Source organism: Collinsella aerofaciens (assembly GCF_040910265.1).
In the GTDB taxonomy this organism is placed as follows: Bacteria; Actinomycetota; Coriobacteriia; order Coriobacteriales; family Coriobacteriaceae; genus Collinsella; species Collinsella aerofaciens_BK.
Genome location: NZ_JBDGAW010000018.1, coordinates 1 through 17,795 on the forward strand (window position 1 = coordinate 1; position 17,795 = coordinate 17,795).

Sequence of the window (17,795 nt, forward strand, 5' to 3'; positions counted from 1 at the left end):
GGGGCCGCCTCTCGGCGGCCTTGCGAAAAACAAATCCAAGTTAGACCATTTCAAATGGTTCGATGTCTGCCCGGATGCGACACATCTGGTGTGTCCATCCTCGCAGTATCCGGTTCTCAAGGTGCACGCCCTCGCGGCTCATCCGGTTCGACCGGGCCGCGCGGCAAGGAGATATATTGCCAGACCGGAGGGGCGCCGGGGGCGGGAATCTGGGCGTACACATTTCCTACACATCTTTGAATCCGACTAACGTTTGCCAGCCGTTACCTACCGCTCGCCGAGCATCTCTTTATATAAGGCAGTCTCATGGTTAAAGCGGATACGTCCCCCTAGCTAAAGCACAGCCAGCATCGAGCAACTCATCACGTTCTTCCACCGAGAACCCCTCGGCGTAGACGCGCACCACTGGTTCGGTCCCGCTAGGACGGACCAGCAGCCACGTGTCATCCTCGAATGCCAAACGCAAGCCATCCATATGACTAACGTTTTGCGGCACCTTGCCACAAATCGACTTGGGGTTTACGCCCGGCAGCAGGGTTCGCAACGTTTCGGCATCTTCGGCCTCAAGGCGCAAATCCCGTCGACCGTAACTCGTCTTACCAAAACTGTCCTCGAGTTGGTCGACCAGAACGCCCAAAGGCGCGTCCGTCTTAGCCATAAGCTCACACAGAATCAGACAGGCGAGGATTCCATCGCGCTCGGGCATATGCGCGGCGATGCCGATACCACCGGCTTCTTCACCGCCTATGAGGACGCCGCCCTTCTTCATCTCCGCCGCTATATATTTGAAACCGACTGGTTTGACGGTCACGCGGCAGCCAAGCGCCTCGGCAATGCGACGCACGAGCGTCGAGCATGAAAGATTGACGACGACGCGCCCCTCCAAATTACGAAATTGAACCAAGTCGCCCAAAACGAGCGCCATGATCTGATGCGGATGTATATATCTGCCGCGCTCGTCAACCGCACCGATACGGTCGGCGTCGCCGTCGGTCACCAGACCAGCGCAAGCTCCGTCATCGATAACCGTGCGCTCGCAAGCGTCCACCCAAGGCTCAACGGGGTCGGGGCAGATATCTTCTTGGTCAGACGCCTGCCCGGCGTGAATCTCGTGCACCTCAACGCCAAGCTCGCGCAGCAAGTCGGCTAGATAACCCTGGGCTGCGCCGCCCATGGGATCGACAACCACGCGCAGGTGCGCGGCGCGGATGGCTTCGGCATCGACAAACGATGCCACCGCCTGCATATAGTCAGGAATGATATCCGCGGTGCGATATTGCTCCTCGATCCCCATTGGCTCGGGAGCCATGGTCTCTTCGAGCTCTTCGATGACATCCTGGTTGGCGGTTGAGCCGTCACCCATGCGAATCTTGAGGCACAGATAACCCTGCGGATGATGGGACCCCGTCACCATGAGCGCGCCGCACGCCTCACCGTCATAAGCCGCCGCCCACGTAAGGGCAGGGGTCGGGACAGGTCGCGAAGCGAGCACGGCGTCTAGCCCGTGCGCTGCTAGCACACCCGCCGCAAGCTCAGCGAACTCGCGCGCCAGGGGTCGGGTGTCGAACCCTATATATACCGTTTTGCCCGGATTGGTCTTTTGCCACAATTCGCCGACGGCATCGGCGATACGGGCAACGTTATCGGCAGTGAAGTCCTCATCGACGCGAGCGCGCCAACCGTCAGTTCCAAAATGAATTATCGCGCACACGCGCAGACACCTCACAGTGTTTGGATCATGGTACGCATGAGGTATACCCGCGATACACACTCGGCAACCTGCCGGCACCAGCATTCACCATTTGGGCAAATGCTGCCGAGGACATGCAGGCAATAAAAAAAACCGCCCCGTATGGAGCGGTTTTGCCCTTTATATATCGAGCGCCTCGGCCATCGCTGCCGTAGTGATTGCCGTGGTTCCACAGCAACTGCCCACCATTGCGGCACCGGCATGTCTCCATTCGATGCATGCGCGCGCGAAAGCTTCGGGGTTCTCGTGCCATACGGGGCCATCCTGAGTCTGGACCGGATCGCCCACGTTGGGACGCACCGTGACGGGAGTAGTCGCCGATGCAACCATCCTGGGCACCGCCGCGTTCGCGGCCGCAAGCGAACAGCAATTAACACCAACCGAGTTTGCGCCGTGTTTTTCGGCGTACAAAACGGCTGCCTCGATGTTGAGGCCATCGCCCAACAGGTCGCCTTTGTCATCAACGACAAAACTCACCAGGACAGGCATGCCGTCAGCGGCATCTCGAGCGCCGGCAAGCATGGGCTGCAAATTACGGATAGACGTCACCGTCTCGATCAGCAGACCATCAACACCAGCATTGAGTAAGGCGTGCGCCTGTTCGCGCGCAATGCCTCGGATCTCACGAAACTCGGCAGAGTCCTCGGCAAACCACTCAATACCGATCGGACCCATCGAGCCCAGCAGCAGCTGAGGGTGCGCCTGGCGGGCATCGTCGACGGCCCCGCGATTGACCTCCGCCACGGACGGCGCAATCTGGTCGTGCTTGAGGGCATAGCTCGATGCCTGAAAGGTATTGGTAATGAGCACCTGCGCGCCGGCGGCGACATACAAGCGATGGATACGAGAAACGGTCTGCGGCTCTGCCAGATTCCAAAACGCCGGTGGAATGTCGGCGGCATCGTACTCACTCAACAGAACACTGCCCATGGGGCCCTGCGCCAACAAGGTCTCGCTCGACAAGCGGCGCGTAAGTTCCTCGGCACCAAAGCGGTTGTAATAACTCGTATCCATATATATCCCGCTATTCCTCGACGCTGATTCCCTGCTTTTCGAGATAGGCGAGCCAGCGGCTCATCGTGTCCTCGGATAGCGCATGCTCCATCATGCAGGCCTCGGAATCGGCTCGCTCAAATTCGACACCGAGCTCCTGAACCAAAAACGTGCGGATGAGGCGATGACGGTACCAGATAGCCGTGCCAACCTCGCGGCCGCGATCGGTCAGGATCACCTTGCCGTAGTGCGATTGCTCGACAAGCTCGGATGCCTTGAGCGCCGAAACCGCTTTATTGACCGATGCCTTGGAGACGCCAAGGCGCTGCGCGATGTCGACCGATCGCACGCCGTTGGTTCCCCCTCTTCGCTTTCAATGCGAACCATGCACTCCAAGTAGTCTTCGTTCGCCACCGTCAGATGTAGTTCGCGCGAGCTATTTGTCGTATCCATGATCTTCCGTCCCTTCTGCATTCAATGGCTGATTCTACCCCATCCAAGCGTCGTGGTATGCCGTGGCATACCGTGCTAGAGTTCTTGTTGCACACGACGACCAAGATTGGAGCGGTCTTTATGGAAAACACCACCACGAGCCCCGATGTCCTCGAACGCTTTTTGCGCTACGTCCAGATCAACACGCAGTCCGAGGATGCAAACTGCGACCAGGTACCCTCGAGCGCCGTTCAGTTTGACCTTGCCAACGTGCTGGCTGAAGAGCTGCGCGAGCTTGGTGCGGAAGATGCCCACGTGACCGAGCACGCCTATGTCTGCGCGCATATCCCCGCAAGTGCGGGCGCTGAGGACAAGCCCGCCCTGGGCCTGATCGCCCATCTCGACACCACCGAAGTTGCACCGGGCGCCGGCGTGAAGCCGCACATCGTACACTACGAAGGCGGCGACCTGGTCTGCGGCACGGTTGACGGTAAGCCCGTTGCCATGGGTACCGCCAAGCTTCCCGCCCTGAATGACCTCGCGGGTGAGGACCTGGTCTGCAGCGATGGCACCACGCTGCTGGGCGCGGACGACAAGGCGGGCGTCGCCGAGATCATGTCGCTTGTCGCGCGTATCGCTCAGGACCCTTCTCTGCCCCATCCCGCACTCGGCATTTGCTTCTGCCCTGACGAGGAGATCGGCCACGGAGCCGAGCTGTTGGATATCGATACCTTTGGCTGCAAGTACGCCTACACGGTCGACGGCGGCCCCATCGGCGAACTGGAGTGGGAATGCTTTAACGCCGCCGAGGCGACCGTCTGCTTTGAGGGCCAGTCCATCCACCCGGGCGACGCTAAGGGCCGTATGGTCAACGCAGGCAATCTGTTCTGCGACTTCAACGCGTTGCTCCCCTACGTACAGCGCCCGGAGTATACGGAAGGCTACGAGGGCTTTTATCACCTTGAGGGTGTATCTGCGACCGTCGATCACGCCACAGCGCGCTATATCGTCCGCGACCATGACGCCGCCAAGTTCCAGCAGAAACTCGACCTTATTGATGCCGCTGCCTCGATGCTCAACCAGCGTCTGGGTGAGGAGCGCGTGACGGTCGAGATTAAGCAGCAGTATCGAAATATGGCCGAGATCGTTCGTGACTATCCCGAGCTTATTGATGTTGCCAAGGAAGCCTACCTTGCCTGCGGCGTTGAGCCCCAAGTGCTGCCAATTCGTGGCGGCACCGACGGCGCCCAGCTGTCGTTCCGCGGTCTGCCCTGCCCCAACCTTTCCACCGGCGGCTATTGCTACCACGGCGTCAACGAGTTCGTCCCGGTCAGTTCGCTCGTCAAGATGACCGACGTGCTCCAGGAGCTCGTCGCCCGCTTTGCATAGGGAACTCGAACAATCTAGGTAAGCAAAACCGCCCCGTCCTCAAAACCGAGAACGGGGCGGTTTTTGGTGCAAGGGGAGTAGTCAGCACCGCAGGTTGAGCCAACGTCAGCGAGCGACGTCCAAGGCGAACAAGTTGGCATGAAAAAGGCAGGGCATTGACCTTCTGGTCATGCCCTGCCTTTTGAATGACAAATTGTCGCCTTGGGCGGCGCGCAGCGTCGAGCCGTTACGGCGTTTGGTAAAACGCCGTAACTTAGTAGTTGGCCTCGTAGCCGTTACCGTCGCCGGTGGGCTCTTCGTAGTAGTCCGAATCGCTCGAATCGCCTGAGTCATCGGAATCGTCAGAGCTGACCGATGAAGTTGCGGTACCGTTTGCGTAGTCGTCAGACGTGTTGTTGTTCAGGTCGCCGATCGTAGAACTGGAACCGTCGGAAAGACCCATGGTGTTGGGACCCTTGGGATCCTTGCCGGCATCGACGCGCTCCATCATTTCCTTGAGCTCGTCCTCGTAGACAAAGACGTAGCTCACACCGTCGATCATGGTGCTGTCGTCGGCGTACGAGGGCAGGTTGGCCGAGTAGATACCGTCGACATCCATACCGCGCATGGCGTTGACCGTAGCCACGATATCCTGAACGCTCATATCGGTTACGAGCATATCGGACAGCGAATTAACCAGGCCAAAAATCTTCGTGGCATCGAAGTTATTGAGAATCTGGTTGGCAAGGGCGCCAAGCACCTGACGCTGGTGGCGCATGCGCGTGTAATCGCCGTCGGCATAGGTGTAGCGGCAGCGGGCATAGGTAAGGGCGGTGGCACCGTCCATATGCTGCTGGCCAGCGGTAATCTTAATATCCAGGTGCTCGGGGTCGTCAACATCATCGGTTGCGTTAATGTCGATACCGCCAACCGAATCAATCAGCGCCTGCATACCGTCGAAGCTGACCTCGGCATAGTGGGAAATCTGAACACCGCACAGCTCGTTGACCGCCTCGACCATGGCCTCGGCGCCGCCAACGGTATGGCAGGCGTTGATCTTCATGGTCTCGCCCTTGTACTCGACCTTGGTGTCGCGCGGAACGGAAATGAGCGTCGCCTGCTTTTGCGTGGGGTCGATGCGTGCCAGGATAATCGAGTCGGCACGATACGTATCCTCGCCCGGACGGCCGTCGGTGCCAAGAAGCAGCACGTAGAACGGATCCTTTGCCTCATCGGTGTCAACCAGAACCCGACGCAGATTATCGGTAATGACATTAGAATCGCCGAGCTTGCCCATAATGGTAGCAAACCACAGGCCGGCAGCGGTAGTGGCACTCAGCAGCACACCAAGCACGACAATGAGCGCGACGTGACGAATCGTGTGGCTACGACGACGTTGACGAGCGCGCTCGGAATAGCGAGCCACGTTATCGCGACTGTAGATCTTGGCCTGCGCACCAGTTGAGGGTCTTCGGGCGGTGGTATCCGCGAGGGGCTTTTTATTAAACATAGGCAACCTGTATTAGTAGATGACGGGATCGGGGACGGAAGCATGCTCGACATGCGCGCCGAGCGCCTGCAGCTTTTCGACAAACTGCTCGTAGCCGCGCTTGATGTGATGGATGGCCGAAACCTCGGTCGTCCCGTCGGCGATCAAGCCCGCTACGACGAGGGCCGCTCCGCCACGCAGATCGGGCGAGGTAACCTGTGCACCCGAGAAGCCCTTGACGCCATGAATCATGGCATGATGGCTCTCGATACGAATGTCGGCACCCATGCGCACCAGCTCAGAGGCAAACATAAAGCGATTCTCGAAGATGTTCTCGGTAATAACGGAACTGCCGTCGGCAAGGGCGGAGAGCACCATAATCTGCGCCTGCATGTCCGTCGGGAAGCCGGGGAACGGAAGCGTCTGGATGTCGACCGGCTTGATACGCTCGGCACGGTTTACATGGACGCCATCCTCGACGCGCTCGCAGTCGATACCCATGAGCTCCATCTTCTTGAGCACCATGCCCAAGTGAATGGGGCAAAAGCCCGTGACATCGACACCGCGATCGTCGGCCATCAACGCACCGGCAACGATAAAGGTACCGGCCTCGATGCGGTCGCCCACCACGCGATGGGTAACGGGATGCAGCTCTTCCACGCCCTCGATGGTCACGACGGGCGTACCCGCGCCGACAATCTTGGCGCCCATCTCGTTGAGCATGTTGGCGAGATCGACGATCTCGGGCTCGCGGGCGGCATTGTCGATAACCGTGGTGCCCTGCGCGCGCACGGATGCCATGATGAGGTTCTCGGTCGCACCGACGCTGGCGAACTCGAGCGTGACGGTGGTACCGCGCAGACCTTGGGGCGCATTAGCGTTGATGTAGCCGTGGGCGGTATCGAACTCAACGCCCAGGGCCTCAAGACCAAGAATGTGCATATCGATCTTGCGAGCACCCAGGTTGCAGCCGCCCGGCATGGCGATCTTGGCGCGATGGAAGCGACCCAGCAGGGGTCCCATCACGGCGGTGGAAGCACGCATCTTGGCAACGAGCTCGTAGGGGGCCTCCCAAGAATCGACCTGAGAGGTATCAATCTCGAGCGTGTGCTCGTCAAGGACATCGATTGTGGCGCCCATACCCTTGAGCAGCTTGCCCATCACGTGGACATCGGAAATATCGGGCACGTTCTGCAGCGTCGTCTTGCCCGGCGCCAGAAGCGTTGCCGCCATGAGTTTGAGCGCGGAGTTCTTGGCGCCCGAAACGGGCACAGAGCCTCCGATGGCGTGGCCACCCTCAACGCGGATAATATCCAAGGTCTACCCTTTCAAAAAGCATGCCCGGGATGGCTGGGCCATCCCGGGCATGATGTGTTCGCAAATGGTCGAACGCTAAATCGTTTGACTATTGGGCAAGCTTGAGCTTACACCATGCGATTTCATTATAGAGGTAGGCGCGGCGTGCATCATCCTCCGACAAATTACCCAGCTTCTCTTCAAAACCTTGAATATCAGCTTTAAGCTTGTCGGCATCGACGGTCGCCAAATCGCAAGCGCGCTCGGCGAGAACGGTCACGACATCGTCCGCAACCTGGGCATAGCCGCCGGCCACGGCAAACGTGTGGTCGACAGTGCCCATGGCCTTATCGGAAACGCGAACGTAACCGCGGTCGATCGTGCAGATCTCGCTGGAGTGAGCAGGCAGAACGCCAAACTCGCCATCCGTGGACGGAATCGACACAAACGCAGCGTCGCCCTCATAGGCGCAGCTCACGGGGCACACGATGCGGATACGCATAACCTACTTCTCCCCCATCTTGCGGGCGCGCTCGCGCACGTCCTCAATCGTGGAAGCATAGCGGAAAGCCTGCTCGGGCAGGTCATCGGCCTTGCCGTCGACAATCTCGGCGAAGGAGCGGACGGTATCCTCGACGCGGACGTAGACACCGGGGTTGCCGGTGAACTTCTCGGCGACGTGGAAGGACTGCGAGAGGAACTGCTGGATCTTACGGGCACGGTTGACCGTAAGGCGCTGCTCCTCGGACAGCTCGTCCATACCCAGGATGGCGATGATGTCCTGAAGGTCGGAGTACTCCTGCAGGAGCTCCTGGACCTTGACGGCGACACGGTAGTGCTCCTCGCCAACGATCGAGGGATCGAGAGCGTCGGAGGAAGACGCGAGCGGGTCGATAGCCGGGAACAGACCGAGCGACGAAATGCTACGCGAAAGAACCGTAGTGGCGTCGAGGTGCGTAAACGTCGTTGCAGGCGCCGGGTCCGTCAGGTCGTCTGCGGGGACGTAGACAGCCTGGACGGAGGTAATGGAGCCCGTCTTGGTCGAGGTAATGCGCTCCTGGAGGTCGCCCATCTCGGTTGCCAGCGTGGGCTGGTAACCAACGGCGGACGGCATGCGGCCCAGCAGTGCGGAAACCTCGGAACCCGCCTGGGAGAAGCGGAAGATGTTGTCGATGAACAGCAGAACGTCCTGGCCGCGATCGCGGAAGTACTCAGCGGTGGTAAGGCCGGCCAGACCGATGCGCAGACGCGCTCCGGGCGGCTCGTTCATCTGACCATAGACCAAGCAGGTCTTGTCGATAACGCCAGACTCGCTCATCTCGAGGAACAGGTCGGTGCCCTCGCGGGTACGCTCGCCGACGCCGGTGAACACCGAGGTGCCGCCGTGCTCCTGGGCGAGGTTGTTGATGAGCTCCTGAATCAGAACGGTCTTGCCGACGCCGGCGCCGCCGAACAGGCCCGTCTTGCCGCCACGGATGTAGGGCTCGAGCAGGTCGACGGCCTTGATGCCGGTCTCGAAGATCTCGGTCTTGGTGGTGAGCTCGTCGAAACGGGGCGCTGCATGGTGGATGGGGTAGAACTCCTCCACCTCGGGCATGGGCTTGCCGTCGACGGGCTTGCCCATAACGTTCCAAATTCGGCCGAGCGTCTTGGGGCCAACGGGCATCTTCATGGGCTCACCGGTATCGGTGGCGATGAGGCCGCGCTGCAGGCCGTCGGTCGAGGACATGGCGACCGTGCGGACGACGCCGCCCGGAAGCTGGCTCTCGACCTCGAGGATCGTGCTCAGATGACCGATCGGGGTCTCGGCCTCGACCGTGAGCGCGTTGTAGATCGGGGGCACCGCGCCGTCAAACTTGACGTCGACGACAGGGCCGATGATTCGCACGATGCGACCATCACCGGCAGTCGTCTTCTTGGTGGCTTCCTCGACCGCAAGCTTTACGGTGTTATTAGCCATTACTGTTCCTCCAATGCTGAGGCTCCGCCGACGATCTCGTTGATCTCGGTCGTGATCGAAGCCTGGCGCACGCGACTATACGTGCGGGTAAGGGTCGAGATGATCGCGGTGGCGTTTTCCGTCGCGGAGTGCATGGCCTTGCGGCGTGCACCCTGCTCGGCAGCCGCCGAATCAATCAGGGCCTGGTAGATGACCGTCAGGATATAAGACGGCACAAGCTTGCCGAGAACATGCTCGGGAGAGGGCACGAACTCGAACGTGGACGAGATGCGCTTAGGGGCGTCGGTCTCGTTCTTACGCGGACCGTGGGCCATAGCGATCATCTCGGGGTCGAGCGGCAACAGATGCTCGACGCGAAGCTCCTGATCCACGCGGTTCTTGGCGTGGTGGTAGACAAGCTCGACACGGTCAAGCTCACCGGCACGATACGCATCGCAGATATGAGAGGAGATCATGCGGGCCTGATTGAAATCGGGCTCAGAGGAGTTGCCCTCAAAGTGCATGACGACGTTTTCGCGGTCACGGAAATACGTGGCCGGTTTGCGCCCACACGTGATGATCTCGCACTCGATGCCGTCGTTCGCCCAAGAAGCGGCGAGCTTTTCGGCCGTGCGCTCCACCGTCGTATTGAAACCGCCGGCAAGGCCGCGGTCCGAGGCAATAACGACAATCAGGCCATGCTTGACGCTCTCATGCTTCTGCAGCATGGGATCGGTGCCCGAACAGGAGGCGTCGCCGGCGACCGTCAACATGACGTCGGTCAGCGCCTCCTTATAGGGCTCGGCCTGCTTGGAGCGATCGAGAGCACGACGGATCTTGGCCGTAGAGACCATCTCCATCGTGCGCGTGATCTGCTTGGTCGTGGTAACCGAGGAGATTCGCTTCTTAATGTCGCGAAGGTTGGCCATGGGGCTTAGTTCTCCTCTGATCCAGAAACATCCGAATGGTGCTTGGCCATGAACTGCTGCTTGAAGTCGCCGATGACGCGCAAGAGCTCAGCCTTGGTGTCATCATCGATCTTCTTGGCGCGAACCTTGTCGAGCAGCGAGCCAAAGCCATTGTCCATGTACTCGATGAGCTCGGCACGGAAAGGCAGCACGTCGGCAATCTCCAGGTCATCCAGGAAGCCCTCGTTGCCAGCGAACAGCGTAACGATCTGCTCGCCAACCTCAAACGGCTTGTAGCGCGGCTGCTTAAGGAGCTCGGTCATGCGGGCACCATGGGTCAGCTGCTTCTGAGTAGCCTCGTCAAGGTCGGAGCCAAACTGCGTAAAGCCAGCGAGCTCCTGATAGGAAGCGAGGTCCAGACGGAGGTTGCCGGCGACCTGCTTCATGGCCTTGGTCTGCGCATCGCCACCGACGCGGGACACGGAAATGCCCACGTCGACTGCCGGGCGCTGGCCCTGGAAGAAGAGCTCGGACTGCAGGTAGATCTGACCATCGGTAATGGAAATGACGTTGGTCGGAATGTAGGCCGAGACGTCGCCGTCCTGGGTCTCGATGATCGGCAGAGCTGTCATGGAGCCGTAACCGTTCTTCTTGGACATCTTGACAGCACGCTCGAGCAGACGAGAGTGCAGGTAGAAGATGTCACCAGGATAGGCCTCGCGTCCGGGCGGACGATGCAGCGTCAGCGACATCTGACGGTAGGCCACAGCCTGCTTGGACAGGTCATCGTAGATGACGAGCACGTGACCGCCGGGGTTGGTCTCGCTGGCGGGCTTGCCGTCCTCGCCGTTGTACATGAAGAACTCGCCGATAGCGGCACCGGCCATAGGCGCGATGTACTGCATAGGGGCGGAATCGGCAGCGGTGGCCGAAACGATGATGGTGTAGTCGAGCGCACCGTGCTGAGCGAGGGTCTCGCGGATGTTGGCAACCGTGGAGGCCTTCTGGCCGATGGCGACATAGATGCAGACCATGCCCTTGCCGCGCTGGTTGAGGATAGCGTCGATGGCAATGGCGGTCTTACCGGTCTTACGGTCGCCGATGATGAGCTCTCGCTGACCGCGACCAATAGGCACCATGGAGTCGATGGCCAACAGGCCGGTCTGAACCGGCTCGCACACCGGGGTACGGTCGATGACGCCGGGGGCCTTGAACTCAATGGGACGACGGTGCGTGGCGACGATGTCGCCCAGGCCGTCGATGGGCTGGCCGAGCGGATTGACGACGCGGCCGAGCATGGCGCGGCTCACAGGGATATCCATAATGCGGCCAGTGGTGCGGCACTCGTCGCCTTCCTTGATGGAGTCGACGGCACCAAACAGAACGGCGCCGATCTCGTCACGGTCAAGGTTCTGGGCAAGGCCGAAGACGGTCTCACCGGTATCGGAGCTCTTGAACTCCAGAAGCTCGCCTGCCATGGCGCTCTTGAGGCCGGAGACGCGCGCGATGCCGTCGCCTACCTCGTCGACCGTTGAAACCTCATGCGTATCGACCGTCGCGGAGAGGCTCGTGAGCTGCTCCTGCAGTTTCTTGGCGATATCCTGGGCATTGAGGGTTTCGGACATTAGGCTTCACCTCCGTACGAATTAGCAGAGTTTGCGAGGGTCTCCTGCGCGATGCGCAGCTGCGTCTTGACGGTAATGTCACGACGCTCGCCGCGGGCCTCGAGCACCAGGCCGCCCACGATAGACGGGTCGACCTGCTCGATAAGGAATACTTTGCGGCTGAAGTCCTGCTCGCATTTCTTAGTGATGGTTTGACGCAGCTCGTCGTCGAGCGGGATCGCCGTGGTGACGGTCACGCCCACTACATCCTCGTCTTCCTCGGCAACATACTTAAAGGCAGCTGCCACCTTGGGAAGAAGGTCGAGCTGGTCGCGCTTGGACATGGTGTCGAGCACGGCGATGATCTCGGGGTTGGCAGAAGCCAAGCGCTCGATCATCTCGAGGTCCTCGAACACATGGTTCTCGGCCTTGGCGGCTTCCAGAAGGGAGCGCGCGTAGGTCTCAAGCACTTTGTCCTGATAGCGGCTAGTCGGCATTCAGGCTACCTGCTTCCTGGATGTAGCGCTCGATGAGCTTCTTCTGCTCGGCCTCGTTCTCGAGTGCCTCGCCCACGATCTTGGTGGCGACGGCAACGGACAGGTCGGCGATGGAGTTCGCGGCACCGGCGTAGATGGACTTGCGCTCGTCCTCGACGGTCGTATGGGCCTTGGCGATGATCTCCTCGGCCTCCTTGTGAGCAGCCTCGATGATACGGGCGCGCTCGGACTCGGCGTCCTTACGGGCCTCGAGAACGATGTCGGCAGCCTGACGACGGGCGTCGGTGACGATCGAGTCGGACTCAGCGCGCTTGGCGATAGCCTCCTGCTTGGTCTTCTCGGCCTCGTCGAGGCTCTCCTCGATCTTCTTGCCGCGCTCCTCCATGGTTTTCATGATGCCCGGCAGGGCGACCTTGGCCAGCACGATCCAGATAATCAGGAAGGCGATAAGCGCCGGGATGAACTCCGCCATCTTAGGGATGAGGATGTCCGCACCGGCGGCGCCGTCCTCGGCGAACGCGGAAACCGGCATGAGCAGCGCGGCCGCGGACGCGGAGAGTGCGATCGCGCTCTTCTGGGATGAAAGATTCATACTTGACGCTCCGTGCTATTTAACGATCAGCGCGACAACGAAGCCGATCAGAGCCAGAGCCTCGCCGAAGGCGGAGCCCATGATGAAGACGGTGAACACGCGGCCCTGGACCTCAGGCTGACGGGCCATAGCACCCGTAGCACCCAGAGCAGACAGGCCGATAGCAAGACCAGCGCCGATAACACCGAGACCGTAACCGATAACTCCCACGATTCCTCCTTTGTCGTGCGTGTCTTATTTCACGCAGGATAACCTTTTTATAACTGCCGGGCTCCATGGGTACGGGCACCGGCGGTTTAACGAATTGCCTTACCTTTACGGCGCGAACGGAAGACTACTCCTCCTCCGCGACCTCCTCTGCCTCGGAGACATACACGGCGGTAAGGACCGTGAAGACGTAAGCCTGGATGGCGCCGACCACAAGCTCGATCGCATAGATCAGGATGAGGATGGCAAGCCAGGCCAGCGAAGGCAGGGCGCCGACGGCGTGGGCCGCGGAAACCTGCTGAAGCAGCGGCTGCATGAACATGCTCGCCATGATGGCGAACGAGCCCATGACCACGTGTCCTGCAAACATGTTGCAGAACAGACGGACGGCGAGCGTGATGAGGCGCAGGAAGGTCGAGAAGAGCTCGACGACCCACACGAGCACGTTCATCGGGAAGCTCACGCCCTGCGGGGCGAGGCTCTTGATGTAGCCGATCACGCCGTGAGCCTTGCATCCGTAGTAGATGAAGTACACGAAGGCGAAGATGGCGAGCGCGGCGGTGGAGCCGATTGCGCCGGTGCCGGGCTTCATTCCCGGGATCAGGCCGATCATGTTGTTGATCAGAATGAACAGGAAAAGCGAGCACAGGAACGGGAAGTGCTTCTTCCAGTTCTCACCCACGACGCCCTTGCCGATATCGTTCTCGACGTACTCGATGATGTACTCGAAACCGTTGACGAAGAAGCCCTTGGGAACCAGGGTCTGCTTCTTCTTGAACACGGCCAGGACGATCAGGAGCACGATCGTGGAGACGATCAGCCAAAACGAGTACTGCGTGATGCCGCAGCTCAGATCGCCCACGACAGGGGTGGAGCTGAACTCGCTGACCAGATGATTAATCTCATCAGGCAGCTTTTCAAAAATTTCCACGACTTACCTTTCGACCTCATGAGGATCTCGCAGCGCCTTGGCGACGCGAACCGTGCAGGCGGCCATAAAGGCCACGAAGCCGATCGCCTCGCCCAGGAGGAACATGCGAAATGCCTCTCCGAACAACACAAACACAACCAAGGTAAAGACGAGCAGGGCGATTGCCGAGACCGCCAGACTCACCATACCCTTGAGCATGTCCGCATTCTGTTTATCGTCAAGAACCGGCTTGAGCGTAAAGACAAAGGGAAGGAAGGCAATTGCGCCCGCGATGGCGCCTGCAACGATAGCGAGCAGATCGGCTATCTGAAACACTGGCGTCCTCACTTTCCTTTTTAACGCTTCACAGAACAGTTCCCGCCAAACATTGGTGACTATTGTACGAGCCAATCGCCAAAGTACAACCGAAAAACAAACGGTTAATACGCACCTGTACGTTTTCTTAAGACCTTCTTTATGCCGCAGTTACGGTAATACGTTTTTTCGAACTCTGCAGAGCAAAACGTCCATTAACAGAAGCGCGCGCAGGCGTCTTCTGCTTGCCCGCGCGCACCATTTCTTCGTAATTGCGGCCGTGGCCGACAGGGCTCAGCGACTAGAGCGTGCCGAAGATGCGGTCGCCGGCATCGCCCAGGCCGGGAACGATGTAAGCGGCCTCGTTGAGATGGTCGTCAATGGCGCACGTATAGATATGCACGTCGGGGTCCTTCTCGGTCAGCGACTTGAGGCCCTCGGGCGCAGCGACGATGCACAGCATGCGGATATCTTTGACACCGCGCTCACGCAGGTAGCTGATGGCCATCTCGGCCGAGCCGCCCGTGGCGAGCATGGGGTCGACAACCAGGCAGATGCGCTGGTCGATATCCTTGGGCATCTTGCAGTAGTACTCGTGCGGCTCGTGGGTGACCTCGTCGCGCTCCATGCCGATGTGGCCCACGCGAGCGGAGGGCACCAAGTCGAGAATGCCGTCGACCATGCCAAGGCCCGCACGCAGGATGGGCACGATGGCGAGTTTCTTGCCGGCGAGCCGTTTGAACGTGGCGGTAGTGATGGGGGTCTCGACCTCGACGTCTTCCATAGGCAGGTCGCGCATGGCCTCGTAGCCGTCAAAAAGCGCGAGCTCGCGCACGAGCTGGCGGAACTGGTTGGTGCCGGTGTTTTTGTCGCGCAGGATCGACAGCTTATGCTGGACGAGCGGGTGATCGACAAGCGTCACGCGGGACGCATCGTAGGTGACGGTCATGGGTTGATTGCCCCTTTCGTTGCGGCCGCAAAACGGCCTTGCTGACAAGGCGCGCAGCAATGTTGCCGCCGCACGCCATGCATTAGTTTAGCGGTTTGTTGTATCGAGCAGCCCATCGCAGCCCTACTGTGAGGTGCTGAGCGAGCGCCTGACTGCATCACGCCAGCCCGCAAGGTTTTGCTCGCGGCGCTCGGCGGACATGTGGGGAAGGAAGGTCCTAACGATCTGGGCATTTTGCTCCAGCTCTTCCAGGTCTTCCCAATAGCCGACGGCAAGACCCGCCAAGTACGCGGCACCGATTGCCGTGGTCTCCACCGTCTCGCATTGCAGCACGGGGATATCCAGCAGGTCGGCCTGGAATTGCATGATGAATTCGTTGCGCGAGGCACCGCCATCGACAGACAGGCGCTCAATCGAAAGCCCCACGTCCTGCTCCATGGCGCGCAGCACGTCGTAGCTCTGATATGCCATGGATTCGCAGGCGGCACGTACGATGGTCGCACGGCTCGAGGCGCCGGTCAGACCGCACACGATACCGCGGGCATGCGGGTCCCACCAGGGAGCGCCCAAACCCGCAAAGGCGGGAACGAAGTAGCAGCCCTCGTTGTCGCTAATCGAAGCGGCGAGTTGTGCCGACTCGCTCACGCTCGAGATGATGCCCATGTTGTTGCGAAGCCAGTTCATGGTGGAGCCGGCAGCAAAGATGGAGCCCTCGAGTGCATAGCTGATCTTGCCGTCCGCGGCGATACCGATGGTGGAGACCAGACCATTCTTGGATTCGACAATCTCGTCGCCGGTGTTCATGAGCATAAAGCAGCCCGTGCCATAGGTGTTTTTGGTCTGGCCGGGACGGAAACAGCAGTGGCCGAACAGCGACGCCTGCTGGTCACCCGCCACGCCCATGATGGGTGGCATGTTGGTCATGATGTCGCTCGCGACGCGGCCGTAGTCGCCCGAGCTCCAGCGAACCTCGGGCATCATGGAACGTGGAACGTCAAAAAGTGCCAGCAGGTCGTCGTCCCAATCGAGCGTATGGATATTAAAGAGTGCCGTGCGGCTGGCATTGGTGTAGTCGGTGGCAAAGACCTGGCCGCCGGTGAGGTTGTAGATGAGCCAGGTGTCGATGGTGCCAAACATGAGGTCGCCCGCCGCCGCGCTCTCGCGTGCGCCGTCAACGTTGTCGAGAATCCACTGCACCTTGGAGGCCGAGAAATACGGGTCGAGCGTGAGTCCCGTGCGGGAGCGCACCAGCTCCTCGTAACCCTGTTCAACCAACGCGTCGATTGCCGGCGCGGTACGGCGGCACTGCCATACGATGGCGTTATAGATCGGCTGACCGCTCACGCGGTCCCAGACCACCGTGGTCTCGCGCTGGTTGGAGATGCCGATGGCGGCAATGCGGTCGGAGTGGATACCGCTCTTAAACTGGACTTCCATCATGACGGCGATCTGGCTGGCAAGGACCGCCATGGGGTCTTGCTCTACCCAACCGGGACGCGGGAAGCTGGTTTTGACGCTACGACGTGCCTGCGCGACGATGCAGCCGTACTCGTCGACGATGGTCGCAAGTACCGAGGTGGTGCCGCAGTCGAGCGCCATGATGTAGGAACCGCCAAAGTTAAACGAGGCATCTTCCATGCCCAGGCTGCCCAGATTCAACGACATCGCTTACACCTTTCTATTGCATCGGGTCGGACAGGACCCGTTCGATCTCTGATGCGGGAAGTGCGCCTTGGCGCAGGATCTGGAGCCCGCCGTGCTGAAACGACACGATGGTCGAGGCGTCGCGACACGGGGTCTCACCGGCGTCGACGGCAACATCAACCCCCTCCAGGATGCGACCCTCGACGGCGGCAAAGCTTGCCGGCGAGGGCGCGCCGTGCGTGTTGGCGCTCGTGCAGGCAAGGGGACTGCCGCAGGCGCGGATGAGCGCCTGCACCACAGGCGAGGCCGACGCGCGAAGAGCCACCGTGTCATCGGCGGCGCGCATAAAGGTCGGCACGCAGGGGGCTGCCTTAATCACGATAGTCAGGGCTCCCGGCCAGCATCGTCGCGCGAGTACGCGGGCCTCGTTAGGGATATCCACGCCATAGCGGTCGAGTGCTTCGACGCCATCGACCAGCCAAGCGACGGTTTGCGTGAGTTCACGTTGCTTGAGAGTGAAGATACGGCGATAGCCGGTGCCGAGCGCAGGAACTGCGGCGCCATTGACGGCAGCCTGCGGATCGCGCGGCCACGATGGGAATTCGCTTGTATCTTGGGGCACGGCGTCCGAGAAGGCGTTGACTGCCACGGCGACACCGTAGACGGTCTCGGTCGGGATCAAAGCCAGGCCGCCGCGGCCGAGCACCTCGGCCGTGCGCTCGACGGCAAGCCGATGCGGCTCGCGCGTTCCCTCGTATACCCGATAGACCGTCTGCATGTGTATGCCAGCCCCTTACGCTCTGGTGCAAGTTTGTTTACTGTGGGGCATTCTCGCACGAAACGTTCAACCTATTTGCCCAGAGCGCATGTTGGTTTGGTGAGCGGCTCTAGTAGTCGGTGAA

At 60.3% G+C, this 17,795-nt stretch carries 17 protein-coding genes and 1 pseudogene; 1 reads left to right on the forward strand and 17 read right to left on the reverse strand.

The annotated features are described in order from the left end of the window. Positions 1 to 310: 310 nt before the first annotated feature. From AB5Z14_RS07590 to AB5Z14_RS07600, 3 genes and pseudogenes are all read right to left on the reverse strand, one after another. Positions 311 to 1,711 (reverse strand): phosphoglucomutase/phosphomannomutase family protein, encoded by a 1,401-nt coding sequence (locus AB5Z14_RS07590; RefSeq protein WP_368130951.1) that lies wholly within the window; start codon positions 1,709 to 1,711, stop codon positions 311 to 313. Positions 1,712 to 1,870: 159 nt separating this feature from the next. Next, positions 1,871 to 2,764 carry a homocysteine S-methyltransferase family protein gene (locus tag AB5Z14_RS07595; RefSeq protein WP_055252635.1) on the reverse strand — a complete coding sequence of 298 codons (894 nt, stop codon included), beginning with the start codon at positions 2,762 to 2,764 and terminating at the stop codon, positions 1,871 to 1,873. 10 nt (positions 2,765 to 2,774) lie between these two features. After that, a pseudogene (locus AB5Z14_RS07600) lies at positions 2,775 to 3,196 on the reverse strand (metal-dependent transcriptional regulator). Between the two features lie 120 nt (positions 3,197 to 3,316). On the opposite strand from AB5Z14_RS07600, the gene pepT reads away from it, so the two are divergent. Further along, positions 3,317 to 4,564, forward strand: coding sequence for a peptidase T (pepT, locus tag AB5Z14_RS07605; RefSeq protein WP_368130952.1), 1,248 nt, complete (start codon positions 3,317 to 3,319; stop codon positions 4,562 to 4,564). Positions 4,565 to 4,817: 253 nt separating this feature from the next. On the opposite strand, the gene AB5Z14_RS07610 is transcribed toward pepT, so the two are convergent. The 14 genes from AB5Z14_RS07610 to AB5Z14_RS07675 form a co-directional block, all read right to left on the reverse strand. Next, positions 4,818 to 6,053, reverse strand: a complete 1,236-nt coding sequence (locus AB5Z14_RS07610) for an LCP family protein (protein ID WP_195363612.1) — start codon at positions 6,051 to 6,053, stop codon at positions 4,818 to 4,820. A 12-nt stretch (positions 6,054 to 6,065) separates the two neighbouring features. Next, complete coding sequence (murA, locus tag AB5Z14_RS07615; RefSeq protein ID WP_368130953.1) at positions 6,066 to 7,349, reverse strand: UDP-N-acetylglucosamine 1-carboxyvinyltransferase; 1,284 nt, start codon at positions 7,347 to 7,349, stop codon at positions 6,066 to 6,068. An 88-nt stretch (positions 7,350 to 7,437) separates the two neighbouring features. After that, positions 7,438 to 7,830, reverse strand: a complete 393-nt coding sequence (gene atpC, locus AB5Z14_RS07620) for an ATP synthase F1 subunit epsilon (protein ID WP_006235718.1) — start codon at positions 7,828 to 7,830, stop codon at positions 7,438 to 7,440. Between the two features lie 3 nt (positions 7,831 to 7,833). Next, on the reverse strand, positions 7,834 to 9,288 hold the full coding sequence (atpD, locus tag AB5Z14_RS07625; RefSeq protein ID WP_006235717.1) for a F0F1 ATP synthase subunit beta: 1,455 nt from the start codon (positions 9,286 to 9,288) through the stop codon (positions 7,834 to 7,836). Next, entirely contained in the window at positions 9,288 to 10,196 is a 909-nt protein-coding gene (atpG, locus tag AB5Z14_RS07630; RefSeq protein ID WP_368130954.1) for an ATP synthase F1 subunit gamma, read from the reverse strand. Before atpG ends, atpD begins: the two co-directional genes overlap by 1 nt. A gap of 5 nt (positions 10,197 to 10,201) precedes the next feature. Next, positions 10,202 to 11,800, reverse strand: a complete 1,599-nt coding sequence (atpA, locus tag AB5Z14_RS07635) for a F0F1 ATP synthase subunit alpha (RefSeq protein ID WP_368130955.1) — start codon at positions 11,798 to 11,800, stop codon at positions 10,202 to 10,204. Beyond that, positions 11,800 to 12,276, reverse strand: coding sequence for a F0F1 ATP synthase subunit delta (locus AB5Z14_RS07640; RefSeq protein WP_368130956.1), 477 nt, complete (start codon positions 12,274 to 12,276; stop codon positions 11,800 to 11,802). Before AB5Z14_RS07640 ends, atpA begins: the two co-directional genes overlap by 1 nt. Beyond that, entirely contained in the window at positions 12,266 to 12,868 is a 603-nt protein-coding gene (atpF, locus tag AB5Z14_RS07645; protein ID WP_022094261.1) for a F0F1 ATP synthase subunit B, read from the reverse strand. The genes AB5Z14_RS07640 and atpF overlap by 11 nt, the downstream gene beginning before the upstream one ends. A gap of 15 nt (positions 12,869 to 12,883) precedes the next feature. Beyond that, complete coding sequence (locus AB5Z14_RS07650) at positions 12,884 to 13,078, reverse strand: ATP synthase subunit C-like protein (protein ID WP_022094262.1); 195 nt, start codon at positions 13,076 to 13,078, stop codon at positions 12,884 to 12,886. 124 nt (positions 13,079 to 13,202) lie between these two features. Next, a complete protein-coding gene (gene atpB, locus AB5Z14_RS07655; protein ID WP_022094263.1) occupies positions 13,203 to 14,006 on the reverse strand; it encodes a F0F1 ATP synthase subunit A in 804 nt (267 codons plus the stop codon). 3 nt (positions 14,007 to 14,009) lie between these two features. Continuing rightward, complete coding sequence (locus AB5Z14_RS07660; RefSeq protein WP_022094264.1) at positions 14,010 to 14,321, reverse strand: hypothetical protein; 312 nt, start codon at positions 14,319 to 14,321, stop codon at positions 14,010 to 14,012. A gap of 280 nt (positions 14,322 to 14,601) precedes the next feature. Further along, a complete protein-coding gene (gene upp, locus AB5Z14_RS07665) occupies positions 14,602 to 15,249 on the reverse strand; it encodes a uracil phosphoribosyltransferase (protein ID WP_368130957.1) in 648 nt (215 codons plus the stop codon). A gap of 123 nt (positions 15,250 to 15,372) precedes the next feature. Continuing rightward, the gene (gene glpK, locus AB5Z14_RS07670) at positions 15,373 to 16,914 is read right to left on the reverse strand and encodes a glycerol kinase GlpK (RefSeq protein ID WP_368130958.1); all 1,542 of its coding nucleotides are present in this window, start codon (positions 16,912 to 16,914) and stop codon (positions 15,373 to 15,375) included. A 13-nt stretch (positions 16,915 to 16,927) separates the two neighbouring features. Continuing rightward, positions 16,928 to 17,671 (reverse strand): L-threonylcarbamoyladenylate synthase, encoded by a 744-nt coding sequence (locus AB5Z14_RS07675; protein ID WP_368130959.1) that lies wholly within the window; start codon positions 17,669 to 17,671, stop codon positions 16,928 to 16,930. Between the last annotated feature and the right edge of the window lie 124 nt (positions 17,672 to 17,795).